General features: G+C 47.4%; 18 protein-coding genes. 6 read left to right on the forward strand and 12 right to left on the reverse strand.

Features of this window, described 5'->3' with window-relative positions; translation table 11 throughout:
* Positions 1 to 43 precede the first annotated feature (43 nt).
* Positions 44 to 2,017, reverse strand: coding sequence for a BCCT family transporter (locus tag KJY73_RS14550; RefSeq protein WP_214344428.1), 1,974 nt, complete (start codon positions 2,015 to 2,017; stop codon positions 44 to 46).
* A gap of 207 nt (positions 2,018 to 2,224) precedes the next feature.
* Positions 2,225 to 2,404, reverse strand: coding sequence for a hypothetical protein (locus tag KJY73_RS14555; protein WP_214344429.1), 180 nt, complete (start codon positions 2,402 to 2,404; stop codon positions 2,225 to 2,227).
* A gap of 159 nt (positions 2,405 to 2,563) precedes the next feature.
* On the opposite strand from KJY73_RS14555, the gene KJY73_RS14560 reads away from it, so the two are divergent.
* Complete coding sequence (locus KJY73_RS14560) at positions 2,564 to 3,166, forward strand: outer membrane beta-barrel protein (protein WP_214344430.1); 603 nt, start codon at positions 2,564 to 2,566, stop codon at positions 3,164 to 3,166.
* Between the two features lie 19 nt (positions 3,167 to 3,185).
* Here the strand turns inward: KJY73_RS14560 and KJY73_RS14565 are convergent, their stop codons facing one another.
* Entirely contained in the window at positions 3,186 to 4,721 is a 1,536-nt protein-coding gene (locus KJY73_RS14565; RefSeq protein ID WP_214344431.1) for a cryptochrome/photolyase family protein, read from the reverse strand.
* 100 nt (positions 4,722 to 4,821) lie between these two features.
* Between KJY73_RS14565 and KJY73_RS14570 the strand changes: the two genes are divergently transcribed.
* Complete coding sequence (locus tag KJY73_RS14570) at positions 4,822 to 5,079, forward strand: DUF3081 domain-containing protein (RefSeq protein ID WP_214344432.1); 258 nt, start codon at positions 4,822 to 4,824, stop codon at positions 5,077 to 5,079.
* A gap of 11 nt (positions 5,080 to 5,090) precedes the next feature.
* Here the strand turns inward: KJY73_RS14570 and trhA are convergent, their stop codons facing one another.
* Complete coding sequence (trhA, locus tag KJY73_RS14575) at positions 5,091 to 5,738, reverse strand: PAQR family membrane homeostasis protein TrhA (RefSeq protein ID WP_214344433.1); 648 nt, start codon at positions 5,736 to 5,738, stop codon at positions 5,091 to 5,093.
* Positions 5,739 to 5,831: 93 nt separating this feature from the next.
* Between trhA and KJY73_RS14580 the strand changes: the two genes are divergently transcribed.
* Positions 5,832 to 6,140 (forward strand): GIY-YIG nuclease family protein, encoded by a 309-nt coding sequence (locus KJY73_RS14580; protein ID WP_214344434.1) that lies wholly within the window; start codon positions 5,832 to 5,834, stop codon positions 6,138 to 6,140.
* A gap of 34 nt (positions 6,141 to 6,174) precedes the next feature.
* Here KJY73_RS14580 and KJY73_RS14585 read toward each other — a convergent pair whose 3' ends face one another.
* Positions 6,175 to 6,960: a potassium channel family protein gene (locus KJY73_RS14585; protein WP_214344435.1), complete on the reverse strand. Its 786-nt coding sequence runs from the start codon at positions 6,958 to 6,960 to the stop codon at positions 6,175 to 6,177.
* Entirely contained in the window at positions 6,960 to 7,862 is a 903-nt protein-coding gene (locus KJY73_RS14590; protein WP_214344436.1) for a DUF350 domain-containing protein, read from the reverse strand. The genes KJY73_RS14585 and KJY73_RS14590 overlap by 1 nt, the downstream gene beginning before the upstream one ends.
* Positions 7,863 to 8,153: 291 nt before the next feature.
* On the opposite strand from KJY73_RS14590, the gene glnE reads away from it, so the two are divergent.
* Positions 8,154 to 10,994: a bifunctional [glutamate--ammonia ligase]-adenylyl-L-tyrosine phosphorylase/[glutamate--ammonia-ligase] adenylyltransferase gene (gene glnE / locus KJY73_RS14595; protein WP_214344437.1), complete on the forward strand. Its 2,841-nt coding sequence runs from the start codon at positions 8,154 to 8,156 to the stop codon at positions 10,992 to 10,994.
* Between the two features lie 12 nt (positions 10,995 to 11,006).
* On the opposite strand, the gene KJY73_RS14600 is transcribed toward glnE, so the two are convergent.
* Positions 11,007 to 11,663, reverse strand: coding sequence for a TcpQ domain-containing protein (locus KJY73_RS14600; protein WP_214344438.1), 657 nt, complete (start codon positions 11,661 to 11,663; stop codon positions 11,007 to 11,009).
* 29 nt (positions 11,664 to 11,692) lie between these two features.
* Positions 11,693 to 12,613, reverse strand: coding sequence for an LpxL/LpxP family Kdo(2)-lipid IV(A) lauroyl/palmitoleoyl acyltransferase (lpxL, locus tag KJY73_RS14605; RefSeq protein WP_332874210.1), 921 nt, complete (start codon positions 12,611 to 12,613; stop codon positions 11,693 to 11,695).
* Between the two features lie 165 nt (positions 12,614 to 12,778).
* Here lpxL and hldE point away from each other — a divergent pair, with 165 nt between their 5' ends.
* Both hldE and KJY73_RS14615 read left to right on the forward strand, forming a co-directional pair.
* A complete protein-coding gene (hldE, locus tag KJY73_RS14610) occupies positions 12,779 to 14,197 on the forward strand; it encodes a bifunctional D-glycero-beta-D-manno-heptose-7-phosphate kinase/D-glycero-beta-D-manno-heptose 1-phosphate adenylyltransferase HldE (RefSeq protein WP_214344439.1) in 1,419 nt (472 codons plus the stop codon).
* Positions 14,198 to 14,422: 225 nt separating this feature from the next.
* Positions 14,423 to 15,463 carry an XrtA/PEP-CTERM system-associated ATPase gene (locus KJY73_RS14615; RefSeq protein ID WP_214344440.1) on the forward strand — a complete coding sequence of 347 codons (1,041 nt, stop codon included), beginning with the start codon at positions 14,423 to 14,425 and terminating at the stop codon, positions 15,461 to 15,463.
* Between the two features lie 316 nt (positions 15,464 to 15,779).
* On the opposite strand, the gene KJY73_RS14620 is transcribed toward KJY73_RS14615, so the two are convergent.
* From KJY73_RS14620 to KJY73_RS14635, 4 genes are read right to left on the reverse strand one after another with little or no spacing between them, the layout of a single operon-like run.
* Positions 15,780 to 17,366, reverse strand: a complete 1,587-nt coding sequence (locus KJY73_RS14620) for a porin family protein (RefSeq protein ID WP_214344441.1) — start codon at positions 17,364 to 17,366, stop codon at positions 15,780 to 15,782.
* Positions 17,363 to 18,277: an XrtA-associated tyrosine autokinase gene (locus KJY73_RS14625; RefSeq protein WP_214344442.1), complete on the reverse strand. Its 915-nt coding sequence runs from the start codon at positions 18,275 to 18,277 to the stop codon at positions 17,363 to 17,365. Before KJY73_RS14625 ends, KJY73_RS14620 begins: the two co-directional genes overlap by 4 nt.
* Positions 18,274 to 19,878, reverse strand: coding sequence for an XrtA system polysaccharide chain length determinant (locus KJY73_RS14630; protein ID WP_214344443.1), 1,605 nt, complete (start codon positions 19,876 to 19,878; stop codon positions 18,274 to 18,276). The genes KJY73_RS14625 and KJY73_RS14630 overlap by 4 nt, the downstream gene beginning before the upstream one ends.
* A gap of 23 nt (positions 19,879 to 19,901) precedes the next feature.
* Positions 19,902 to 20,531 carry an XrtA/PEP-CTERM system exopolysaccharide export protein gene (locus tag KJY73_RS14635; RefSeq protein ID WP_214344444.1) on the reverse strand — a complete coding sequence of 210 codons (630 nt, stop codon included), beginning with the start codon at positions 20,529 to 20,531 and terminating at the stop codon, positions 19,902 to 19,904.
* Positions 20,532 to 20,584: the final 53 nt, after the last annotated feature.

Below are 20,584 nucleotides of genomic sequence, written 5' to 3' on the forward strand. Positions count from 1 at the left end.
CAAATCGCCGTGCATTCATGTCAGTATGCTTGCTAGCACTGCATTATCTCAGCATATGTAAAAAATGCATATGTTTCTGATATTGGTCGATAATGTCGCCAATCACGGCGTGTTTGGACCAGCCCATAATGCAGTAATCCTGTCCACCTTCGGATAGATGCACTTCGGCTCGATAATACTTTTTATCTTCTTCCATTTCTAAAAAGGGGGCTTCTTGCCTGACAAACTGCGGTTGTAAATGCCCCCTGGGTAAAACGGCATAGGTAAAGTCCATTTCATTGCCATGGCTAACACGAAGCACAACTGCTGATTGCTCGTTACTTTCCACTCTGGCTTCAATTTGTTGGCTGTTAAGCTCTTGGGCCACTTCGTCCATAGCTGGTTTTACTACCTGCTGGATAAAACGGTTGACCCCCTCCCGACTGGGATAGTCGACTATATTGTGCAGTCTTTCCTGCCAACCGCTGTTTGAGGCATTCACAACAGTGGGTGCTAAGGATAACGCGAGACTTTCTCGCTTATACACATCAACACGCAGCGCCTTTAACAGCCCGAGTATGGCAATTAACAATACGATAGAGAAAGGCAAGGCACTGACAATAGTCATAGTTTGCAGTGCACCCAATCCCCCAGCGAGTAGTAGAATTATGGCTACTAAACCTTCTCCACCAGCCCAATATACTCGTTGCCACAAAGGCGTATCGTTATGCCCATGAGAGCAGAGCATGTCCACGACCAAGGAGCCTGAGTCTGCAGAGGTGACAAAAAATACAATAACCATCAAGGTGGCAATGACTGACAGCACAGATGAAAAAGGGAAATGGGATAAGAACGCAAATAAGGCGATGGAAACGTCTTTGTTAACCATATCTGCCAATTCTGTGATGCCCTGAACGTAGATCATTTCAATGGCAGAATTGCCGAAAAACGTCATCCACATGAGGGTAAAGCCTGAGGGGATTAGCAGTACTCCCATTACAAACTCACGAATGGTGCGTCCCCGGGAAATACGTGCGATAAACAACCCAACAAAAGGGGCCCAAGCAATCCACCAACCCCAGTAGAAAATGGTCCAGCCTCCCAGCCAGTCGGTTTTTTGATAGGCAAACAGATTAAAAGTGTTTCTGACAATGTCAGACAAATAAGCGCCGGTATTTTGCACAAAAGCTTGCAGTAGAAACACCGTTGGTCCCAGCAACAATACAAACAATAACAGCGCTGCGGCCAATAGCATATTCAGTTCAGATAAGCGTCGTATGCCTTTATCTAATCCTGTTACCACGGAAACGACCGCCAGCAGAGTTACCCCGATAATCAGGATGACCTGAGTGCTGTCACCAACAGGAACACCGAATAAGTAATTCAGGCCGGTATTGACCTGCAAAACACCGAAGCCCAGTGATGTCGCAACCCCAAATACAGTCCCTATGACGGCGAATACGTCAACAGCGTGGCCAAGCGGGCCATAAATTCGTTCACCTATTAAAGGGTACAGGGCGGAGCGTAAGGTCAGTGGTAAGCCGTGTCGGTAGCTGAAAAAGGCCATGATCAAGGCCACTATGGCATAAATAGCCCAGGCATGCAGACCCCAGTGAAAGAAGGTGAGTTTCATTGCTTCTCGTACTGCCTCTACCGAATCTGGTTCGGCAACAGGGGGCGATAAATAATGCATAACGGGCTCCGCCACGCCAAAAAACATCAGACCAATACCCATGCCGGCGGAAAACAGCATAGAAAACCAGGTTAGCCGGGAGTAGTCGGGTTTGGCATGATCGGGCCCCAAGCGAATCTCACCATAACGAGATGCACCTAAATACACTGTGGTGACGAGAATAATGGCCACCACTAATACGTAAAACCAACTAGCATTGGTGACGATGAGTTTTTGCAAGCCTACAAATAACTTATCGGCTTGTTGGGGGAGTAACGCCGTGTAACTTAGCAGGAGAGTAATCAACAGAGTGGCTGAGTAAAAAACCGGAGGGTTAAGGCGGGCTGGGAGGTTATCGTCTGTCACTAAATACTCGGTGTTAATTAGTTTGAGAACAAATTATATTTTTTATTCTTCCTTAGATAAAGGTTGAGTGTCAGTATGGTTTTCGCCTGAGAAGTAGCCATGACTCCTATAGCGTAAATGCTTTTTTTGTTTGGGGGCGAATTTTTTCTGGTCGCGAGCGGGCTGGTTTTCATCCCGAAGGAGAGATGGAGTTTGGATCTGCAAAACTTACGGTTTATCAGCGGCTTGATGTTGTTCAATGTAGCTTTGAATAAAGCTGCGTAACTCCCTTGCTGCAGTGCTGTTGTGGTTTTCGCATAGTTCAATAAAGGTGTTACGCATCTCTTTGTCGATACGGATCAAAAGTTGGCTGTCCTTCTTTTTCTTCTTCTTGTCTTTGTTGGGCATGGGGGTGGAGGGTGAAGGACTGGTGGCAAAATTGTACCCGGCAACATGGTTATGTCAATTTTGTTACAGTGGGCAAAGAATAGTGTTTTACAGAATTTCACTGGAAACTCTGTGGGTTAGGCGGCTAGACTAAGCCGGATTACAGCAAGGACACAACAGATGAAAAAGACAATATTGGCAGCACTTTGTTTACTGACCAGCCAAACCGTAATGGCCAATGGCGGCATGTACGGCCTGTTTAGTGCCGGTTATGCTGATGCCAGCCAAGGTCAGGCCGGTGATAAAGGCATCGGCTACAGTTTTGCAATGGGCTACGAGCTGGATAAGCAGTGGTTCGTTGAAGGCGGCTTTCAGCAGTTGATTGATGAGGACGGCGACGCGCCGGTACTTTCCAATCTTGGCTCAGAAGATAACAGCAGCCTGAAAGCCGATGCGTTGTATCTGGCATTATTGGGTAAAGCATCTTCACAGGCGGGCACGCTGTTTTACCGGGTTGGTGTAATGAGTGTAAAGCTTGAATCACAGGCCTTTATTGGTAGTGGCCAGTCTTGTGAGGAAGGCGAGGGAAGTGCCTACAGTCTTGAAGGCGGTGACGCTGTCCGTTGCAGCTATGATGAAACCATTGTAGCTGGTGTGGTTGGCCTGGGATTTGACTTTAAGGTTGCTGATGCATGGGATGTGCGCATTGAAGCGCAACATGTCCGCGGAAAAGATGGCTTTGAAGCCAATATTGGCCAGATCGGACTTCGCTATAACTTCTAAAGCTCAGTGGGGCTGGTGTTTACAGGTTTTCTAGATTCGCCAGTAATTTTTCCGCCCATTCTCTGATGACGGTTTGCTCAATGGTGGTTTTTTTCTGCCATTGGCTGACCATCAGGCTCATCCTGGGATTTTTGCTAAAGGCTTGTTGGTGCATATCGATAAAGTGCCAGTATAAAGCATTGTAAGGACAGGCTTTTGGCCCCGTGGTGAGTTTAGGTGAGTAGGGGCAAAACTGGCAGTGATTGCCCATTTTATTCAGATAGTTGCCGCTGGCAGCATAGGGCTTACTGGCCAGAAAGCCACCATCTGCATACAGTGCCATTCCCAGGGTGTTGGGTAGTTCAACCCATTCAAACGCATCTACGTACACCGCCAGATACCACTCACATATTGCTTTAACATCCAGCCCCGCTAGCAAACTGAAATTGCCGATTACCATCAAACGTTGAATATGATGAGCGTAAGCCTGATGCAAAGACTGGCCAATTGCTTGCTGTAAACAGCGCATTTGTACTTTGCCATGCCAAAACCACTGGGGAAGTGGCTGCGTAGCCTTGAAATGATTTAAGTCGGCGTACTCCGCCCCCTTGTACCAATATAGTCCTCGCACATACTCCCGCCACCCAAGCACCTGTCGGATAAAACCCTCAGCCGCGTTAAGGGGAATTTGACCTAGCTTATAAGCCAGCTCGACTCCTTGACAGACTTCCATGGGGCTGAGTAACCCAATATTAATGTAAGGAGATAAAATACTATGGAAAAGGTGTGGTTGGTTATCCGCAAGCGCATCCTGATAATCGCCAAATTTATCCAGCTTGGTGTGAATAAAGTCATTCAGTGCACTGAGTGCCTGCTCTCGGGTAACAGCGAAATTAAAGTGTTGTAACACTCCCGGGTTCTGTGGAAATTCTCTTTCTATTAAGTCCAGAACTTGTTGTGTAATGCTGGTCAATGGCGTTGAATGGCTAGGGGGAATGTCCAACTCCTGGGCCCAGGGCTTACGGTTTTGTTTATCGAAATTATATTTGCCTCCTTCCGGACGCCCATTGCTCATCAGTAAGCCGGTTTGTTGACGAGCCCATTGATAGTAGTGTTCCATCCTCGGCTGTTTGTGACTGCCGAACCAGCTAAGCATTTGTTGCCTGGAGAAGATGAAACTGTGACTGGCAAACTCCCTGACCGGCAGGGGGAGTGATTGCTGCCAGGTATTGAACTGGTGTTGCAACCTATGCTCACCGGGTTCAATTAGCCAAAGTGCCTTGTAGTGTTGTTGGCTAAGTTGGTGTTGGAGCAGGGTGGAGAAGTCTGGCCAACTGTGTTTGGTTTGCAAATAGTCATAATAATGTACACAAAATCCCTGTTCTTGAAGCTTGCTGGCAAAGTGACGCATGGCCGAGAAAATCAAGGCAATCTTAAGCTTGTTGTGAGGTACATAACTGGCTTCTTCAACAAGTTCGGCCATTAGGATGTGGTCATGAGCTTTATCCAGTTGCTGAAGTGCAGGATGATTGATATCTAGCTGATCGCCAAGTAACAGCAGCAGTGTTGGGAGCATTGGGATAATTTACTCATAGCTTGCATCAGGTTTAATATTCGTAGCGTGGCGCTAATAGGATCATCATTAGCGCGTCTTTTTTGCGTAACAGGGGAAAGTCATGAAAAACGAATTAGACAGCCGTTTTATTCTCAGCGTGTTTGAAAAGATTAAAACCCATGGGAAGGAAGACCAAGAGGGGCATATGTTAGAAGGCGTAAAGGCCTATACAGACTTTGATGGATACACGCTGTTTCTGGAAGATGCGTCAGTGCAACTTAGCTTTGGTTTTCACAACCAATATCATTTTCAATATGAGAAAGCCGAGCATGTCGAACAATTCGAGAAAAAGCTACAGCATATCCAGGCAAATTATTAGGTTTATAGGCTTTAGGCGGGCATCACAAAATAGTAAATGGATAAATAGTGGCAGGTGCATCCCGCGACGACAAACAGGTGCCAGATGGCATGGGTAAACTGATAACGCTTAGCCACGTAAAATACTACACCAATACTGAAGCACAATCCGCCTGCCACCAAAAGCCACATACCCGCTCCGGGTAAAGCTTGGTAGAGCGGGTAAATAAAGGCGAGGGATAGCCAGCCCATAAATAGGTACAGAGTCAGTGACAGACGAGGAAAGCGATGTTTAGCCAGCCATTTAAAGGCCACACCTGCCAGCGCAATGGACCAAATCAAAGATGTTCCCAGTGTACCAACCCAGCCCCCTACGCTAACCAACATAAATGGTGTGTAAGTACCTGCTATCAATAGATATATTGCACTATGGTCAAAGAGTTTAAGCCAACCCTTTACCTTTTGATGGGTAACCGCGTGGTAAACTGTCGAACTTAGAAACATCAGTAGCAGTGACGTACCGTAAATACTGGAAGCAGTAATGGCTAAACTGGATTCGCTACGCATCAATAGTAGAATCAAACCTACCACGGCAACAACAAAGCCAATACCATGGCTCAGCGCATTCAACCATTCTTCTGCGGCGCTATACGGACGTGATGAAGACAAGGGATGTTCCATTCGGCATTCGGTGTTACTCAGTATAGGTATTCAGCGAACACTTGTACACTGAAAAGGTGAAAGGCAGCGCAACTAATAAATGCAGGCTTGAGCATGGCAGATCCCCTTACAAAGATTAATTCAGAAACAGCGTCCATCTGGTACTTGTATATAGTCGAAAACCGCCTGGGCCATTGGTACACCGGGATTACTACTGACCCTGAGCGGCGTTTCGCAGAGCACCAGGCCGGTGGTAAAAAGGCGGCAAAGGCATTGCGTGGAAAAGGGCCTTTGGTCATGCGCTACTGTCAGCCCATGGAGAGTCGTCGTCAGGCCAGTCAGATGGAATATCAGTTGAAACAATTAACAAAGGCTGAAAAACGCCGATTTGCTAACGGTCAGCTCAGCCTGCCTGCGGCGTGAATAGTGAAGGATGCCTTATTTCTGACTAATAAGGTTATTTATCTTGGTTTGGGGGAGCGTTGTCTTGCTGCTTATCTGTGGTTAACTTCACCAGCATTTGCTGAATATGATCTATTTGTTCCTGAAGATGCTCAACCTGATCGTGGATACGGTGAATACGACGATTCTGCACAGCAAGTTGATCTTTTTCTTCGGGGGTAATGAAAAAAGAGGCGATATAGCCTGAAATCACCCCAAATAAGCTAACGCCACTGATAATGAGCAGGACACTAACCAGCCTGCCTGCGGTGGATATAGGGTAAAAATCGCCGTAACCAACGGTGGAGATGGTGACCAAACTCCACCAAATGGCATCTTCTGCGGTGGTTATGTTGGCGCCGGGTAAGTCGTGTTCGATCAGATAGATAGATAACCCCGCCGCACCGATTAAGATAACCAGGGTGACCATCATGGTTGCCAGGGTGGTTTGGATCCTGTCTTTTAAAGATGGTAATGCCAGGTGACGGGTTTGTTTGAGCAACCTCACCACCCGCAGAACTTGCAGAAAGCGCGCAAGTCGGAAGGGCTCGATTAACGGGATACTGGCAATAAAATCTATCCAGTGTGACTTAAAGTAGGCAATGCGGTCGTGGGCAACCAGTATGTGGTAGCTGAAGTGGATAAGAAACAGGAAGCAAATCAAGGTGTCCATAAATAGCAGGTAGCTGCGTACGTCTCTGGGCAGATCCGCCAAAATCAGCACGCAGATATTGATCACTGCCACCAGTGACAACACCATCATGCCAATATCAAAAGCACCGAGTTTATTGCTTTTCGCCATCAGGACACCAATCCTAACAAGAGTAATGCCATGCCTATGGTTAGGGCCATTTCCACACTGGCCAGGCCGACATTATGTTGATGGTCTACTTCTCTTACCATATTGATTCCGGGGAGCACCAAACGCTTAGCTACCCAGGCTAATGTGATAGTCAACAGGGTAAACAACATTGCCAGTAGTAGCCAGCTCAATAGATTGCTGACGTAGGCTGTTGGATGGTACTCCAAAAGCTGGCTGGCGGCGCTCACCGAAAAGGCCGTACCCAGTAGCAAACCACCGTGCTGAATAGCCAGAGCCACTTGTCCCCCGACCAATACATCCTGCATTGAGTCATTCTGGTTGTCCTGTGCAAAACGCCGCTCCATCAAGCGGGTAATGATCAACATAACCGTTAGGGACACGACAAAGCCGCTGAGTAGTGCAATGCCGCTGTGTATGTCAAAGCCTTGGGTCCAGAGTAAAACGCTGCGCAACATGATGGCCACGGCAATGGCGCTGGCGCCGTCCACTAAGGCAATACTAACGTTACGATTGAGGATCTGCTCACGCTTATCCAGCCTGTCCAGTACTAGCCTGTCATGAGCAAATCGGCCTACTTTGATAAGCAGAATACCGACAACGCCATATACCAGCATTTGTATGGACTGGGCCAGGTAATCGTCCGACGAGGCTCTTTCTGCCGCGCTCCATAGCACGATAGACAGCGCCATCAGGCTGGAGGCGACACTGATGCCAAAGGCAAAATTGTCCTTGCCTGACAATTGATCGGTACCATCGACTCGTGTCCACAAACCAAATACCCAGCGCATCATAATTAACAACACTAGGGCAATGGCAACATCCAGACCTATATACAGCATGGCCTGAGGGGTGATGGGCAGTGCCATCAGATCGGTTTTCATCAGCGACTAAAGTTTATTTTGCTAAGGCCTTAATTATTCAGTAGTTTAACTGCCAACCGCAAGAGCTGAGCGGCAATTGATGCGGTTTAACGGTGGATTTGTGTCTTGGAATGGCCATGTGGCTTCATCGGTGGGAGGCCTCCGATTGTTCTGCACTTCAGGGCTGCACCCTAATTACTGTCGATGTATAGTGATTAACCATGTTTAAGGCCTTAGTTGGCAGCCCATACAAACCGGCAATCATGTCTATCCAACACCGCAGCTTTCTCCAGATTTCATAAGGACAGTCATATGCGCATGACAGATTTATCTCCCTCACTGCTTTCAATTGGTCATAAGCATTGGCAGAGACTACTGGAGTTACACCCTCAGGCTGAATGGCTGGCTGCGCTGGAAGAGTGCGCCGTACCGGTGTTTTCCATGAGTGACTTTGTGGCGCGAAGCTGCTTACAGGATGTGGAAATACTGCGTTACCTATTACTCGATGGCGGAATATCGCCACAGATGCCCGACTATGCTGGCTTGCTGGAGGAGGCGCTAAGTACAGTCACGGATGAAAACCAGATGCACAGAGTATTACGCTTTTTCAGGCGTCGACACATGGTGCGTCTGGCCTGGCTGGATTTTACTCATGGCCAAAGCATTGACGACTCACTTGTACAGGTTTCAAAGCTTGCCAATGCTTTAATAGACCAAGCTTGTCACTGGTGTTATCAACAGTTGGCTGAGCGTTACGGTACACCAATGAGTGATGGTGTGGCGCAGCCTCTGCTTGTGCTGGGCATGGGCAAGCTAGGTGGGGAAGAGCTGAATTTTTCATCCGATATCGACCTGATTTTCTGTTACCCGGAACTGGGTGAAACCGAAGGTGGGCGACGAACGCTGGAAAATCAGCAGTTTTTTGTCAAGGTTGGACAGAAGCTGATTACGGCCTTGAATCAGGTCACGGCAGATGGCCAGGTTTTCCGGGTCGATATGCGTTTGCGGCCATTTGGAGAGAGCGGTCCACTGGTGATGCATTTCTCTGCGTTCGAAGACTACTATCAGGAGCAGGGGCGCGAATGGGAGCGCTATGCCATGGTTAAGGCGCGCATCATCAATCCTGTCGCTCCTTTTGCCGATGAGCTCAAAGGGATTCTTCGTCCATTTGTGTTTCGTCGTTATATGGACTTCTCCGCGATTGAAGCCCTGCGTAACATGAAGCGCCTGATCAGTCAGGAAGTGCGTCGTCGGCAGTTAACTGACAATATCAAGCTGGGTGGCGGTGGTATACGCGAAGTGGAGTTTATCGTGCAGGCTTTCCAGCTCATCCGCGGAGGCCGGGAAGCGGCCTTGCAACATCCTGGCTTATTTGCCGTGCTGGACGAATTAAAAGCGCGGGCTTGGTTGAGTGCAGAGGATGCTGATGCATTAGGGCAGAGTTATCGATTTTTACGCAAGGCTGAGCATCATTTACAGCAATTCAATGATGAGCAAACACAAACCCTGCCGGCAGACAATATTGGCCGCCAGCGCCTGTCTATCGCCATGGGCTATGATGACTATGCCGTTTTTTACCAAGCATTAGAAATGCATATGCAGACCATTCATGGTCAGTTTATGGAGTTGATTGGTGATGAGAACGAGCAAGAACCCAGTGAGGAAGTTAACGAGCTTAGCGATCTCTGGTGCTTACCCTTAACGGATGAGGAAGCTTTAGGGTTACTGGCTAAATTTCTGGATGAACAGAGCGCTGGTGAATTTTGGCATACCCTCAGTGGCTTTGCCCAAGAGATGCGTAATCGGGCCATGGGAACCCGGGGCCGTGAGTCACTGGACAAACTTATGCCGTTAGTGCTTTGTGCTTGTTTGAAGGACAACCCCAGCCCCAGCATGGTGTTGGCCCGTTTATTCGGGGTGCTTAAGGCCGTCTGTCGCCGCACCGCTTATTTGGATCTGTTACTGGAGAATCCCGGAGCCTTGGCGCAACTGGTTCGTTTATGCCGTGCCAGCCCTTGGATTGCCGAACAGATCGGTCGCTTCCCCATCCTGTTAGATGAACTATTAAACCCTCAGCATTTGTATCAGCTAGCGCCGCTGGATGGTTACTACAGCGAGTTACGCCAATTTCTGCTACGCATTCCTGAACAGGATCTTGAAGCGAGAATGGAGGCGATGCGCCAGTTTAAGTTGAGTCAACAACTTAAGATTGCCGCAGCAGATGTAACAGGTGTTCTCCCTCTTATGAAGGTGAGTGACCACTTAACCTTCCTGGCCGAAGCGTTGATTAAACAAGTGGTATTGGATGCCTGGCAGCAAATGACGGAAAGATATGGCCAGCCCGACGGCGTTGTTGCCCCGCAACTTGGTTTTGGTGTGATTGCCTATGGCAAGTTGGGGGGGATTGAACTGGGGTATGGCTCGGATTTGGACTTGGTATTCGTGCATGATTGTGACAGTCAACAAGACACTGTCGGTGGTAAGCCCATCGAGTCTCGTCAGTTCTACATTAAACTGGCCCAACGTATTATGCATTTGTTTAACACCAAAACGGCATCGGGTCAGCTGTACGAAACGGACCTAAGATTACGTCCTGCCGGAAATTCTGGCTTGTTAGTTTGCCACATTAATGGCTTTGCCGAATATCAACTGCAAGAAGCCTGGACCTGGGAGCACCAAGCCTTATGCAGAAGTCGTTTTGTATTTGGTGATGAGATGCTGGCCGCGCGTTTTCAGCGCATTCGTAAGCAGGTTATTTGCCAACTGCGGGATAAACCCAAGCTAGCCGATGATGTGCGACAGATGCGGGAGAAAATGCGTGAACATCTGCAGGCGGGGCAAGGATTCGATCTTAAGCAGGGGAGCGGTGGTATCGCCGATATCGAGTTTCTGACCCAGTACTGGGTGCTCAGTGAAAGTCATCAGCATAATGCGCTGTGCTTCTGGTCTGATAATGTCCGAATACTTGAGAGTTTGCAGTCGCATGGGGTGATTAGTGAACAATGGGCCCGCTCGCTGACCGAGGCTTATCTGGCTTATCGGGATGCCGGACACCGTTACGTGTTGGATGGGCAGCCTGCCGTAGATGAGAGCGGCAGATTCGATGAGTTGCGTGAGCAGGTCAGGCTGATATGGCAGCAAACCCTAGGTTAATCTGGCTTGCGGTTATTTCATTGATGTGGCGCGTTCTACTTCTGCGCTGATAGCCGCATCGGTCGGGCTACAAAACTGGCGCAGGTAGTCTGTGGGTTTATCCGTTATCACCAGGGTGCGCTGTTTAGGGCAAAAAAAGCCTTCTACCGTGCCGGAGAAGTTACTGTCTACGGCACGGGCAATTTTATTCAAGGTGCCCACCACAGTGTCATCGACCTGGAAATTGTTCTTCACTACAAAATCCTGATTCAGCTCCCATATCACCTGCATACCCTCGCTTTGTGCATAGTTGCTGATGATTTCCCGTAACGTACCGCCAGCTTTGAAGGTGCGGTATTTGTGTTCGCCCACCCAGCGGCCAGATGCGGGTTTCTGAACGCTTTCCATGGCCTGCAAGCGGTCATTCAACGGTGTGTCCTGCTCGGAAAGGGGCATAACAAAGTCGCTTTGCTCCTCAGGATTAGGCTCTCCTGAGGACGTGCGGTATTCAGCATAGAAGCTGGATAAACCTTTTGCTGGATCTTTCTTAACCGTTTGCCCTTGTGGTATTGGCTCACTTTTTTGGTGTTTTTGCAGTTGGATGACCACCACAGCAATGATGATGAGTGCAGCCGCCAGGCCGAGTTGTCTGGCCCAGAACATACTGGAAGAGAAAGGCTTTTTACTCATAAATCTACAACGTTCGCTGTTGGTAACCTTTAATATAAAGACTCAGGATTTTCTGGTGGACGGGTTTTATAGCGCTTGTGCATCCACAGATATTGTTCCGGTGCCATCATCACCAACTCTTCTATCTTTCGATTCACCCTTGCTACATCCTCTTTATCGTCACCTGACGGAAAATCTTCAAGACCGGGAAAAATTCTAACCTCATATCCATCTGGGGTGCGAATCGGAACAATAAACACCGTTTCGCAATTAGACTGGCCTGCGAATAACAAGGTGCCTGTTGTGGTGGCGGCGTCTTTTACGGCAAATAAGGGCACGTATTCGCAGCGCTTAGGCCCGTAATCCTGATCGGGAAAATACAGACACAGTTCACCACCGTTGAGTGCCTTGAACATTTCGCTGATACCGCGCTTATGAATCATATACCGGTTTGAACGGGCTCGGCCATGGTATTGCATATACTCCATCAAAGGGTTGTTGTGCTTACGGTAAAACACTACGGATGGGTGAACCAGCCCCATAACACGGCAACTGAATTCCAGATTCATGTTATGAATGGCTAAGCCCATTACTCCCTTGCCTTTATCCAGAATGGCTTGCACATGCTCATATCCTATTACCTTACCCATGGGCTTAACCCGCCAATCTGGCCACCACCAGCCCATGCCCGTTTCAAACAGGGCGATACCCGCTGAAGCCAGATTCGCTTTCAGCAAAGTTTGACGCGCGTTGTCGTCCATATCAGGAAAGGCTAATTCCAAATTGCGCTCTGCCACCTTGCGTCTGGACTTAAGCGCTTTGAAAAGAAGATGTCCCACCGCTTTACCCATTAAAATTTGGACTTTGTAGGGAAGCCAGGAAATCACATACAACACAGCGATACTTAGCCAGGTCAGCCAATACCGGGGATGAAAAAATGCCAGTTGAAAACGGGGGGCTTTTACCTGCACGGTCTACCTAATGAAAAATGTTTGGCGCATTCTAGCCTAATTTGTGCGTGGCTGACATCTGACCGCCACACATTGATATTCAAGCTAAATGCCGTTGCTTATGCAATCGCAGCGCTATTACCTTGTGATACAATTCACAGCAGTGACTAAAGCGGATGTAAAGTGATGAATATTCCTGATTTTTCCAAGGCCAAGGTATTAGTGGTAGGCGATATTATGCTGGACCGCTATTGGTCTGGTTCCACTGCCCGGATTTCTCCAGAAGCACCGGTACCTGTGGTAAGGATTGGTCAGAACGAAGAACGTCCAGGCGGCGCTGCAAACGTCGCACTAAACCTGGCAGCGTTGGGTGCAAAGGTGACGTTAGTAGGTATGACAGGGAATGACGAGGCAGCAGCCATACTACAACGTAAGTTGTCATGTATGGATATCGGTTGCCAATTTGAAGCGGTGCAGGGAATGGACACTATCACTAAGCTGCGTGTCCTCAGCCGCAATCAGCAGCTTATTCGACTGGATTTTGAACAGAGCTTTGCAAAGGTAGATAAGACTGCTTTACAGAGCAAGGTTGCCACGCTGCTCGCAGAGCATGACCTGTTGCTGTTGTCGGACTATGACAAAGGCTGTTTAAGTGATGCCCCCGGACTTATTGCACTGGCCCGGCAGAATAACAAACCCGTGGTGGTCGATCCCAAAGGAAGTGACTTTGGCAAATATGTGGGAGCGAGTCTGCTGACTCCCAATATGAGTGAATTCCAACAGATTGTTGGGGATTGCTCGGATGAGACGGTGCTGGTGGAGAAAGCGCAGGAACTGGTTACCGGACTGCAACTGGACGCCTTACTTGTGACCCGCTCTGAGCATGGTATGACGCTCATATCTCCCGGGCAGCGTGAATTGCACTTGCCTGCCAAAGCCAAAGAAGTCTACGACGTGACGGGCGCTGGTGACACTGTGATTGCCACCTTAGCTGCTTCAGTTGCGGCGGGCAGCAGTTGGGCTGATGCCAGCGTGTTGGCCAATGCCGCGGCAGGGATTGTGGTAGGCAAATTAGGAACGTCTACCGTTAGTGTTTCAGAGCTGGCCATGACCGTGGGCATGGAACAGCACGCCGGCCGCGGTGTTATGACCGAACAACAGATAAAAATGGCTGTGGAAGCTGCGCGATTGCGTGGTGAAAAAGTCGTCATGACCAATGGCTGCTTTGACATTTTGCATGCAGGGCACGTTTCTTATCTTGAGAATGCTGCACAGTTGGGTGAGCGCCTGATTGTGGCGGTCAACGATGATGAATCAGTACGTCGTTTAAAAGGTGAAGGGCGACCTGTCAATTTGGTAGACCGACGTATGTCGGTGCTTGCTGGACTAGCGTCAGTTGACTGGGTGTTTGCGTTTAGTGAAGACACTCCTCAGCGGGTCATCAGTGAAATCCTACCTGATGTGTTGGTAAAAGGTGGGGATTACCAGGTGGAGCAGATTGCCGGTGCCAAAGAGGTACTCGCCAATGGCGGAGAGGTTAAGGTTCTGAATTTTGAAGATGGCGTGTCCACTACCGGCATTATTAAAAAGATTACCGGCGCCTAGCATACCGAATAGTGTGCTTATTCTCCCTTTATCTACTAAAAATGCTTCAGGCCCGTTTTACGGGCCACTTAACTCCCTGGCGCTTCGAACCTAATTTGTTTAGGCACGAGTCTAAGGTTCAGCCTGGAAATTGCGTATATTGATTGCTTGTTTTGAGACCAAGCCTTAGCATTGAGTCATTGCGTCGCTGGGAAGTGACTTGTTTTCAGACAAGCGAGTTTTTTAATGTACGAAAGCTTTTACGGACTTAATGCAAAACCATTTCAACTAACTCCCGATCCTAGTTTCTTCTTTGCCAGTAAATGGCATAAAAGAGCTCTTTCCTATCTGGAATATGGACTAGCTCAGGCTGAAGGCTTTATTGTGATTACCGGCGGTATTGGCACCGGGAAAACGACAATCGCCAATAGCTTGTTGAATGAAATTCAAAAAGACATTTTCGCAGCGCAAATTGTTACCCCTAAATTGTCGCCGGATGAGCTGGTTAAAATGGTAGCCAGTAAATTTGAGCTAAATACTGACGGTAAAACCAAAGCCGATATTCTTAAGGATCTGGAAAAATTCCTGTTCGACTTGAATCATCAGGGCAAACGCGCACTGTTGCTGGTGGATGAGGCTCAGAATCTGCCTCTCGAGACCATTGAAGAATTGCGTATGTTGTCCAACTTCCAGGCAAAAGGTAAACCATTGCTACAGAGCTTTTTACTTGGTCAGGAAGAGCTTCAGCCTATATTGCGTGCGCCAAATATGGAGCAATTCAGGCAGCGGATCGTGGCCTCATGTCATTTGTCACCACTGACCGACTCTGATGTTCGCCGCTACATTGAGTTTCGTCTGCAGCATGCCGGTTGGCGTGGCGGTGCGCTGTTTACCGACGGTGCTTATCAGAAGATTTTCGAGTTCACGCAAGGCGTGCCGCGTAAGATCAATACCCTGACCGACCGTATTTTACTCTATGGATTCCTGGAAGAATTACAGGAGCTCAACGAGGAGGCGGTGGAAGCTGTGGTAAATGAAGTGGCCGATGAAATGTTTATTCAGCCACCTGCGCCCGTTGTTGATGCTAGCCCAATCAGGGAGACTGATAGCCCACAGCAAGAGGGGCAAAGGCCAAAAGATATTCAGTACTACAAAGATATGCTTAAGGAGCTGACTGATGCGCTGGATGATGCCATTAATCAAAAGGTAAAGCTGACAAGGTACATAGATAAACTGTTGAAAAAGAAATATAAGACCTATGTTCGTCTGAAGTCGGATGAAGAGTAAGGCTTGTATCCTCCTATACCGGCTCAGTCAGCAGTGAAAGAATCGAACTAATCTACAAAGCGAAACACATAAGTTTAAATAGCATACTAAATGTTGTGTATGACTTAGTTTTTTTGTTATTAGCCAGTCAAAATAGAATTCTGGGGAATGCGGATAAGCAAAAGGAAACCGGCATGCTAGAGACGGATTTTAATTTGAGAAAGCGCTCCAGACGACAGGCCTATTATCATGGTAAATATCGTCATGAATTACTCATTATAGGCCTGTTTTTGTTGGCAATATTATCTGCCTAGTAACGATACTTACCTAAATACTTTTAGAACTTATAGCTGTAATCTAAGGATAAACGGGTGTCCTGCAAGGAGCGGTCATTGTCACCTGCGTCTCGGTCAAGATAACGCAGTGCTAATGTAACGTCGGCTTGCTTATTCAGATCTCTTGCTAAAGATAACTTATAACTGCGTACTTCTTGGTCGTAAGACAGTCCTGTCAAAGCATCACTTCTTGAATAGTTGCCTTGCAAATTCACCCGTGTTCTTGGACCCATTTTATAGGTCAGCGACAACTGAGCTGAGCGGGTACGTTGCGCACGGTTTGACTCCAAATATTCAATATTACCGTAGTTATAATTCAGATAGATTGAAACTTTTCGCTTGTCATAGCCTAAGTTTATGAATGCAGACTCTCGTACAATGACTTCATCAGTTAGCTCACCTTCTACTGTTGGGATGATGATTCTGACTTCATCAATATCCGGCTCATAGCTTGGAGAGTCAGGAATGTAGCAATCGGTAACTTGTGCGTTGCCTTGAGGGCAAATAAGCACGACCGGCTGCCCTGGTACCAGTTGCAAACGTGAGTAACTGGTGAAACCTTTGTCATAACCCATGCGTGTCCGCAAAGAGCGACTATTATGGGTCAGGCTAAAATTGTAGTTATCACCGAAAAAGCGTTTATCGTAACTGGCTTGGACAGCACTTCTGGTGCTAAGGGGCCAGTTGATATCAAAACCAACGTAGTTACTTTCTCTGTCTTCGTGCTTAAACTTGTTATAGGTAACACCGACAAATCGTCCTGAGTCTCTGCGCCACTCTAAGCCGCCACCATAACTTGTAGAACTTATGCTTTGGTCGCTTACGCCACCAGAGAGCCCTTCATTTTGGTAATCCGAGCCAACGACGACTAAATGCAGATCAGAGAATAATCCCACTCCAACTTTACCAGCAATACTTTCACTGGTGATATCGTTCTGCCCTTTTCGCTTAGTCTTCTGATAGCTATTACTGATATCCCAATAAACGGACTTGAACTCCCTGCCTTGATAAAGTCTGGCTGTACCGCTGTATGTTTCGCTGTCTATATCGTTGAACACACTGTTGGCATTTGGAGTACTTTGGCTGCGTGACTCCCCTGCTCGCGCAAATAGACTGAAACCAAGGTAAGAAGGTCGCTTCGGAAAGAACGCAAAGGAGGCGTTATTGCTCTGTACAGTGCTCAAATCCTCGGCATTTAATATAGGATCCGTGACACCGCTATCGCCAGAAAACAATGCCCGGTGAGAGCGATTGCTTTGCGCGGTAACCTGAATACGTTGATCCCACAATCCCATCTTGGAGTTGAAATTATAATCGGTAAATTCTTTGTCCAACGTTGCGCTGTCTTTACTTTGTCTTACGGTTGTATTTTCAACCCGCAAAGCAGCTTTTAACAGTTGGCTTTTATATGTAGTTGCCAGAGAAGGCTTTAATAATAACGCATTGTTATGCGTTTTATCTTGCGTATTGGTGTGTTCTGTCTCATAGGTGAGTGTAGAAACGTCAACCACTGGCGTAAACGTAAGCTCGCCGCTATGCACCATCAAAGGTTGCAGTGCTATGGCACAAGCTACGCTGACACGCTTCATGCATCCTTCTCCTTGGGTCCCGTTGAGTAATAATATCCATAGCCGTAATCATCCCGCTTCGAACGCTGCGCTTTATTCACGATGAAACCTTTTGCCATATCTGGATTTAGCGCTTCTATGGCAGTTTGTATATCGGTCAGCTTAGTACGACCTTCCTCAACAACAATGATGGCCTGACCAGCAAGGTTTGCCAGAATGGCGGTTTCGTTGACACCGAGCATAGGGGGGGTATCAAATATCACAACACGGTCAGGATAGCGGGTGGCAAATTCCTGAACGGTTTCCAGCATTTTTTCACTGGCCAGTAACTCTGTCGATAGATGGTGAGTTTTACCCGCAGGAATTATTCGCAAAGTATCTATGTTGGTGTGGTAAATCACCTCAGATACATCACTAACTTCACCTAATAAGTATTCCATCAGACCATTCGGCATCTTTTGCTTAAGGGTACGCATTACGTTGGGGCGCAGTACATCGGCATCAACCAACAGCACGGTTTTATCCTGTTCCAAAGCGATACTCAGAGCAAGGTTTATGGCGTTGTAGGTTTTACCTTCGTTGGGATTAGAACTGGTGACCATAATAATATTGGGGTTATTCAATGTTTTGGCCAGGGGGCCAAATGCATTGTTCAACACCTTGCGTTTTATCGCTCGGAACTCTTCATTGATTTTTGTGCGCTTGGATGAGCCGGAGACAAAAGCCTCTTCATCCAGCTCAAGTACAATCATATCCTTATTATCTACTTGGACTGCAGAATCACTGTGAGTCGATGCGACTACATTTTTAACTTGTGTCTGCACTTCTGTTTCGACATCTTCATTCGAAGATGGCTGCTGCTCTTGTGCCGCTTCTGCTTGTTTTGCCTGCTCGGCTTTTTGGCGCTGTAACGCTTTCTCAATTGTGCTCATAGCAGTCCTCCAAACAGTTGTTTGGGGAAACCGCCATATACGGCTTCAATCCAAACTAGTAACACAAAGCCACACATTAACACTGACGATGACATAGCAAAAATGACTAAGCGTCTTCTGTTCTGCTGATTTAATTTTTCTGCATTACGATGAGAAACCAAACCAAGCACCGGGGTCTTAAAATGTTCAATCAACTGTTTGTAGTTAACTACTACAGGGTTGATTTGGCTTACCAGGAAAGCAACGCCTAATCCAGAGCCAAAGCCTACAATCAGAACCAACGAATAGAGTATGATTCTTGCGGGACCAGAAGGTTTGGTTGGCAGCAAAGGAGGGTCAATTACTCTAAACTGCACATCATCTGAGGTTGCTTCGGCTTTTCTAGACAGCTGAGCTGATTCACGGCGTTGCAGCAATTCTTCGTATTTAGACTTAGTGATGCCGTAATCACGGTTTAGGCCTGTAAGCTCTGCTTCCAGCTCGGGGATCAGATTGATTTTCTCTTCCAATGTCTGAACATTGGTCTGATAGTTTTCAACCCTCACCTTTATTGACGCAATCTCACTTTCCAAATTCGCCACGGTGATCTTCATTTGCTGATACACGGGGTTTTGGTTGAGGTTACCAAATTGGCTGTAAGTACCTGAGTTTTGGGCTGCTTCACTCATACTTTCTAACTGTGCTCTACGATCTTCTTTAAGTCGGTCCAGCAAGGCTTTTGTCTTGATGACATCTGGATGTTCTTCGGTATAGCGAATCAATAAATCATCCAAGTTACTCTCTAAATTGGATATGCGCGCATCATATTGGGTCGATATACCGCTGTTACCAGATAGCTCAGGAGTAACCAAACCAAACACTGGCTCCTCACCTTGAAGCTGAGCGAGCGCGGAAGATAGCTGCGATTCGAGCTCTTTCATCCTCAACTTAGCTTGTTCCAGCAATGCTTTCTCGTTTTGTAACTGAGCATAATAGTCGCTGTTTCCGCCTGGCAAGACCTGTTGTCTGGAACGTTTGAATTCCGCCAAGCGTTGCTCTGAGTCCATCAGACGTTGCTCATATTCATTTATCTGTCTGTCCAAGAACTCTTCAGCCGAATCACTGCTTTGGCGTGTGCTACCAAGGTTGGATTCGATAAACTCGTTTAACGTGATCTGCACGATACGCTGAGCCAAGGCGGGCGTATTTGAGGTGTAACTAATGGTGTAGATATTCGCGTCTTTTGTGCTGCTCAGACTGATATCACCACGCAGCTTCTCAATCATCTCTTCAAATTCAGCACTTGTCTTAGCCGAGATATCCAGGTCAGCCTCTCTGGCAATTTTTTCCAGATTGGGTCGGCTGAGTAAAGTGCGGGCAACTAAATTGACTTGCTGCTCCGGATTATTATAGACAGCCAACCCTCTTAACAGAGGACGAAGTAGGCTGTTAGTATCAACAAATACACGTGCTGATGATTCATACGTATCAGGAAGTGATATGACATATAGCCATCCTATTGGGCAAATTAGCCAGGATGAGATGATGACATAACGCTTCTTAATCCAAATCCCTTTTAGATAGGTCTGGATCTGGTCAATAACCTGTTGAAATCCAATCATACTTTCTACTGCTTTGGGGAGGTTTAGAACCAGGCCTCAGGAATTATCAGAATATCGCCTGGAAGCAAATCCACGTTTTCGGAGATTTCACCTGATTTTACCAGTGAATCCAGAAAAACAGAGTACTCCATTTGCTTTCCATCCACGACTCGAATTAGCTTAGCACTGTCACCCGCTGCAAACTCTGTAAGCCCGCCTACCGCAATCATCAAGTCTAATAGCGTCATGTTCTCTTTATAGCTGATGGCTTGCGGGTTTGTTGCTTCACCTATAACGCGAACCTGTTCGCTGAATGGACTTGAAAAACCGGTTACGCTAACCGTGACAATAGGATCGCGGATATATTTGGACAGTACTTTCTCCATATCACGTGCCAAGGCTGTTGGGGTTTTGCCTGAAACCTCAACATCCTCTACCAGCGACGTAGTAATTTTCCCGTCCGGGCGCACAATAAATGAGCCTGAAATTTCGGGGTTACGCCAGACGAAAATTTGTAGGTTATCGCCGGGACCAATCAGATAATTATAATTATCAGTTGAAGTGGTTAACGAGGCATGAGTTGTAGCTGGCGGCAACGTATTCACGCTGCAGGCAGAAATCCATGCCGAGACAGAAATGATCAAGGCTAGCTGAGTGGCTCTGATGGCGTTCATGTTAGTCATATTCCTTACTTATGGACTTCGTAGACTTAAGTCTGGCAAAACTA

It is taken from the genome of Bowmanella yangjiangensis (genome assembly GCF_018531185.1).
In the GTDB taxonomy this organism is placed as follows: Bacteria; Pseudomonadota; Gammaproteobacteria; order Enterobacterales; family Alteromonadaceae; genus Bowmanella; species Bowmanella yangjiangensis.

Coding starts and splice junctions, on each gene's coding strand:
- KJY73_RS14555 (WP_214344429.1), bottom strand. CDS start 2,404: ATGCCCAACAAAGACAAGAAGAAGAAAAAGAAGGACAGCCAACTTTTG.
- KJY73_RS14560 (WP_214344430.1), top strand. CDS start 2,564: ATGAAAAAGACAATATTGGCAGCACTTTGTTTACTGACCAGCCAAACC.
- KJY73_RS14565 (WP_214344431.1), bottom strand. CDS start 4,721: ATGCTCCCAACACTGCTGCTGTTACTTGGCGATCAGCTAGATATCAAT.
- KJY73_RS14570 (WP_214344432.1), top strand. CDS start 4,822: ATGAAAAACGAATTAGACAGCCGTTTTATTCTCAGCGTGTTTGAAAAG.
- trhA (WP_214344433.1), bottom strand. CDS start 5,738: ATGGAACATCCCTTGTCTTCATCACGTCCGTATAGCGCCGCAGAAGAA.
- KJY73_RS14580 (WP_214344434.1), top strand. CDS start 5,832: ATGGCAGATCCCCTTACAAAGATTAATTCAGAAACAGCGTCCATCTGG.
- KJY73_RS14585 (WP_214344435.1), bottom strand. CDS start 6,960: ATGGCGAAAAGCAATAAACTCGGTGCTTTTGATATTGGCATGATGGTG.
- KJY73_RS14590 (WP_214344436.1), bottom strand. CDS start 7,862: ATGAAAACCGATCTGATGGCACTGCCCATCACCCCTCAGGCCATGCTG.
- glnE (WP_214344437.1), top strand. CDS start 8,154: ATGCGCATGACAGATTTATCTCCCTCACTGCTTTCAATTGGTCATAAG.
- KJY73_RS14600 (WP_214344438.1), bottom strand. CDS start 11,663: ATGAGTAAAAAGCCTTTCTCTTCCAGTATGTTCTGGGCCAGACAACTC.
- hldE (WP_214344439.1), top strand. CDS start 12,779: ATGAATATTCCTGATTTTTCCAAGGCCAAGGTATTAGTGGTAGGCGAT.
- KJY73_RS14615 (WP_214344440.1), top strand. CDS start 14,423: ATGTACGAAAGCTTTTACGGACTTAATGCAAAACCATTTCAACTAACT.
- KJY73_RS14620 (WP_214344441.1), bottom strand. CDS start 17,366: ATGAAGCGTGTCAGCGTAGCTTGTGCCATAGCACTGCAACCTTTGATG.
- KJY73_RS14625 (WP_214344442.1), bottom strand. CDS start 18,277: ATGAGCACAATTGAGAAAGCGTTACAGCGCCAAAAAGCCGAGCAGGCA.
- KJY73_RS14630 (WP_214344443.1), bottom strand. CDS start 19,878: ATGATTGGATTTCAACAGGTTATTGACCAGATCCAGACCTATCTAAAA.
- KJY73_RS14635 (WP_214344444.1), bottom strand. CDS start 20,531: ATGAACGCCATCAGAGCCACTCAGCTAGCCTTGATCATTTCTGTCTCG.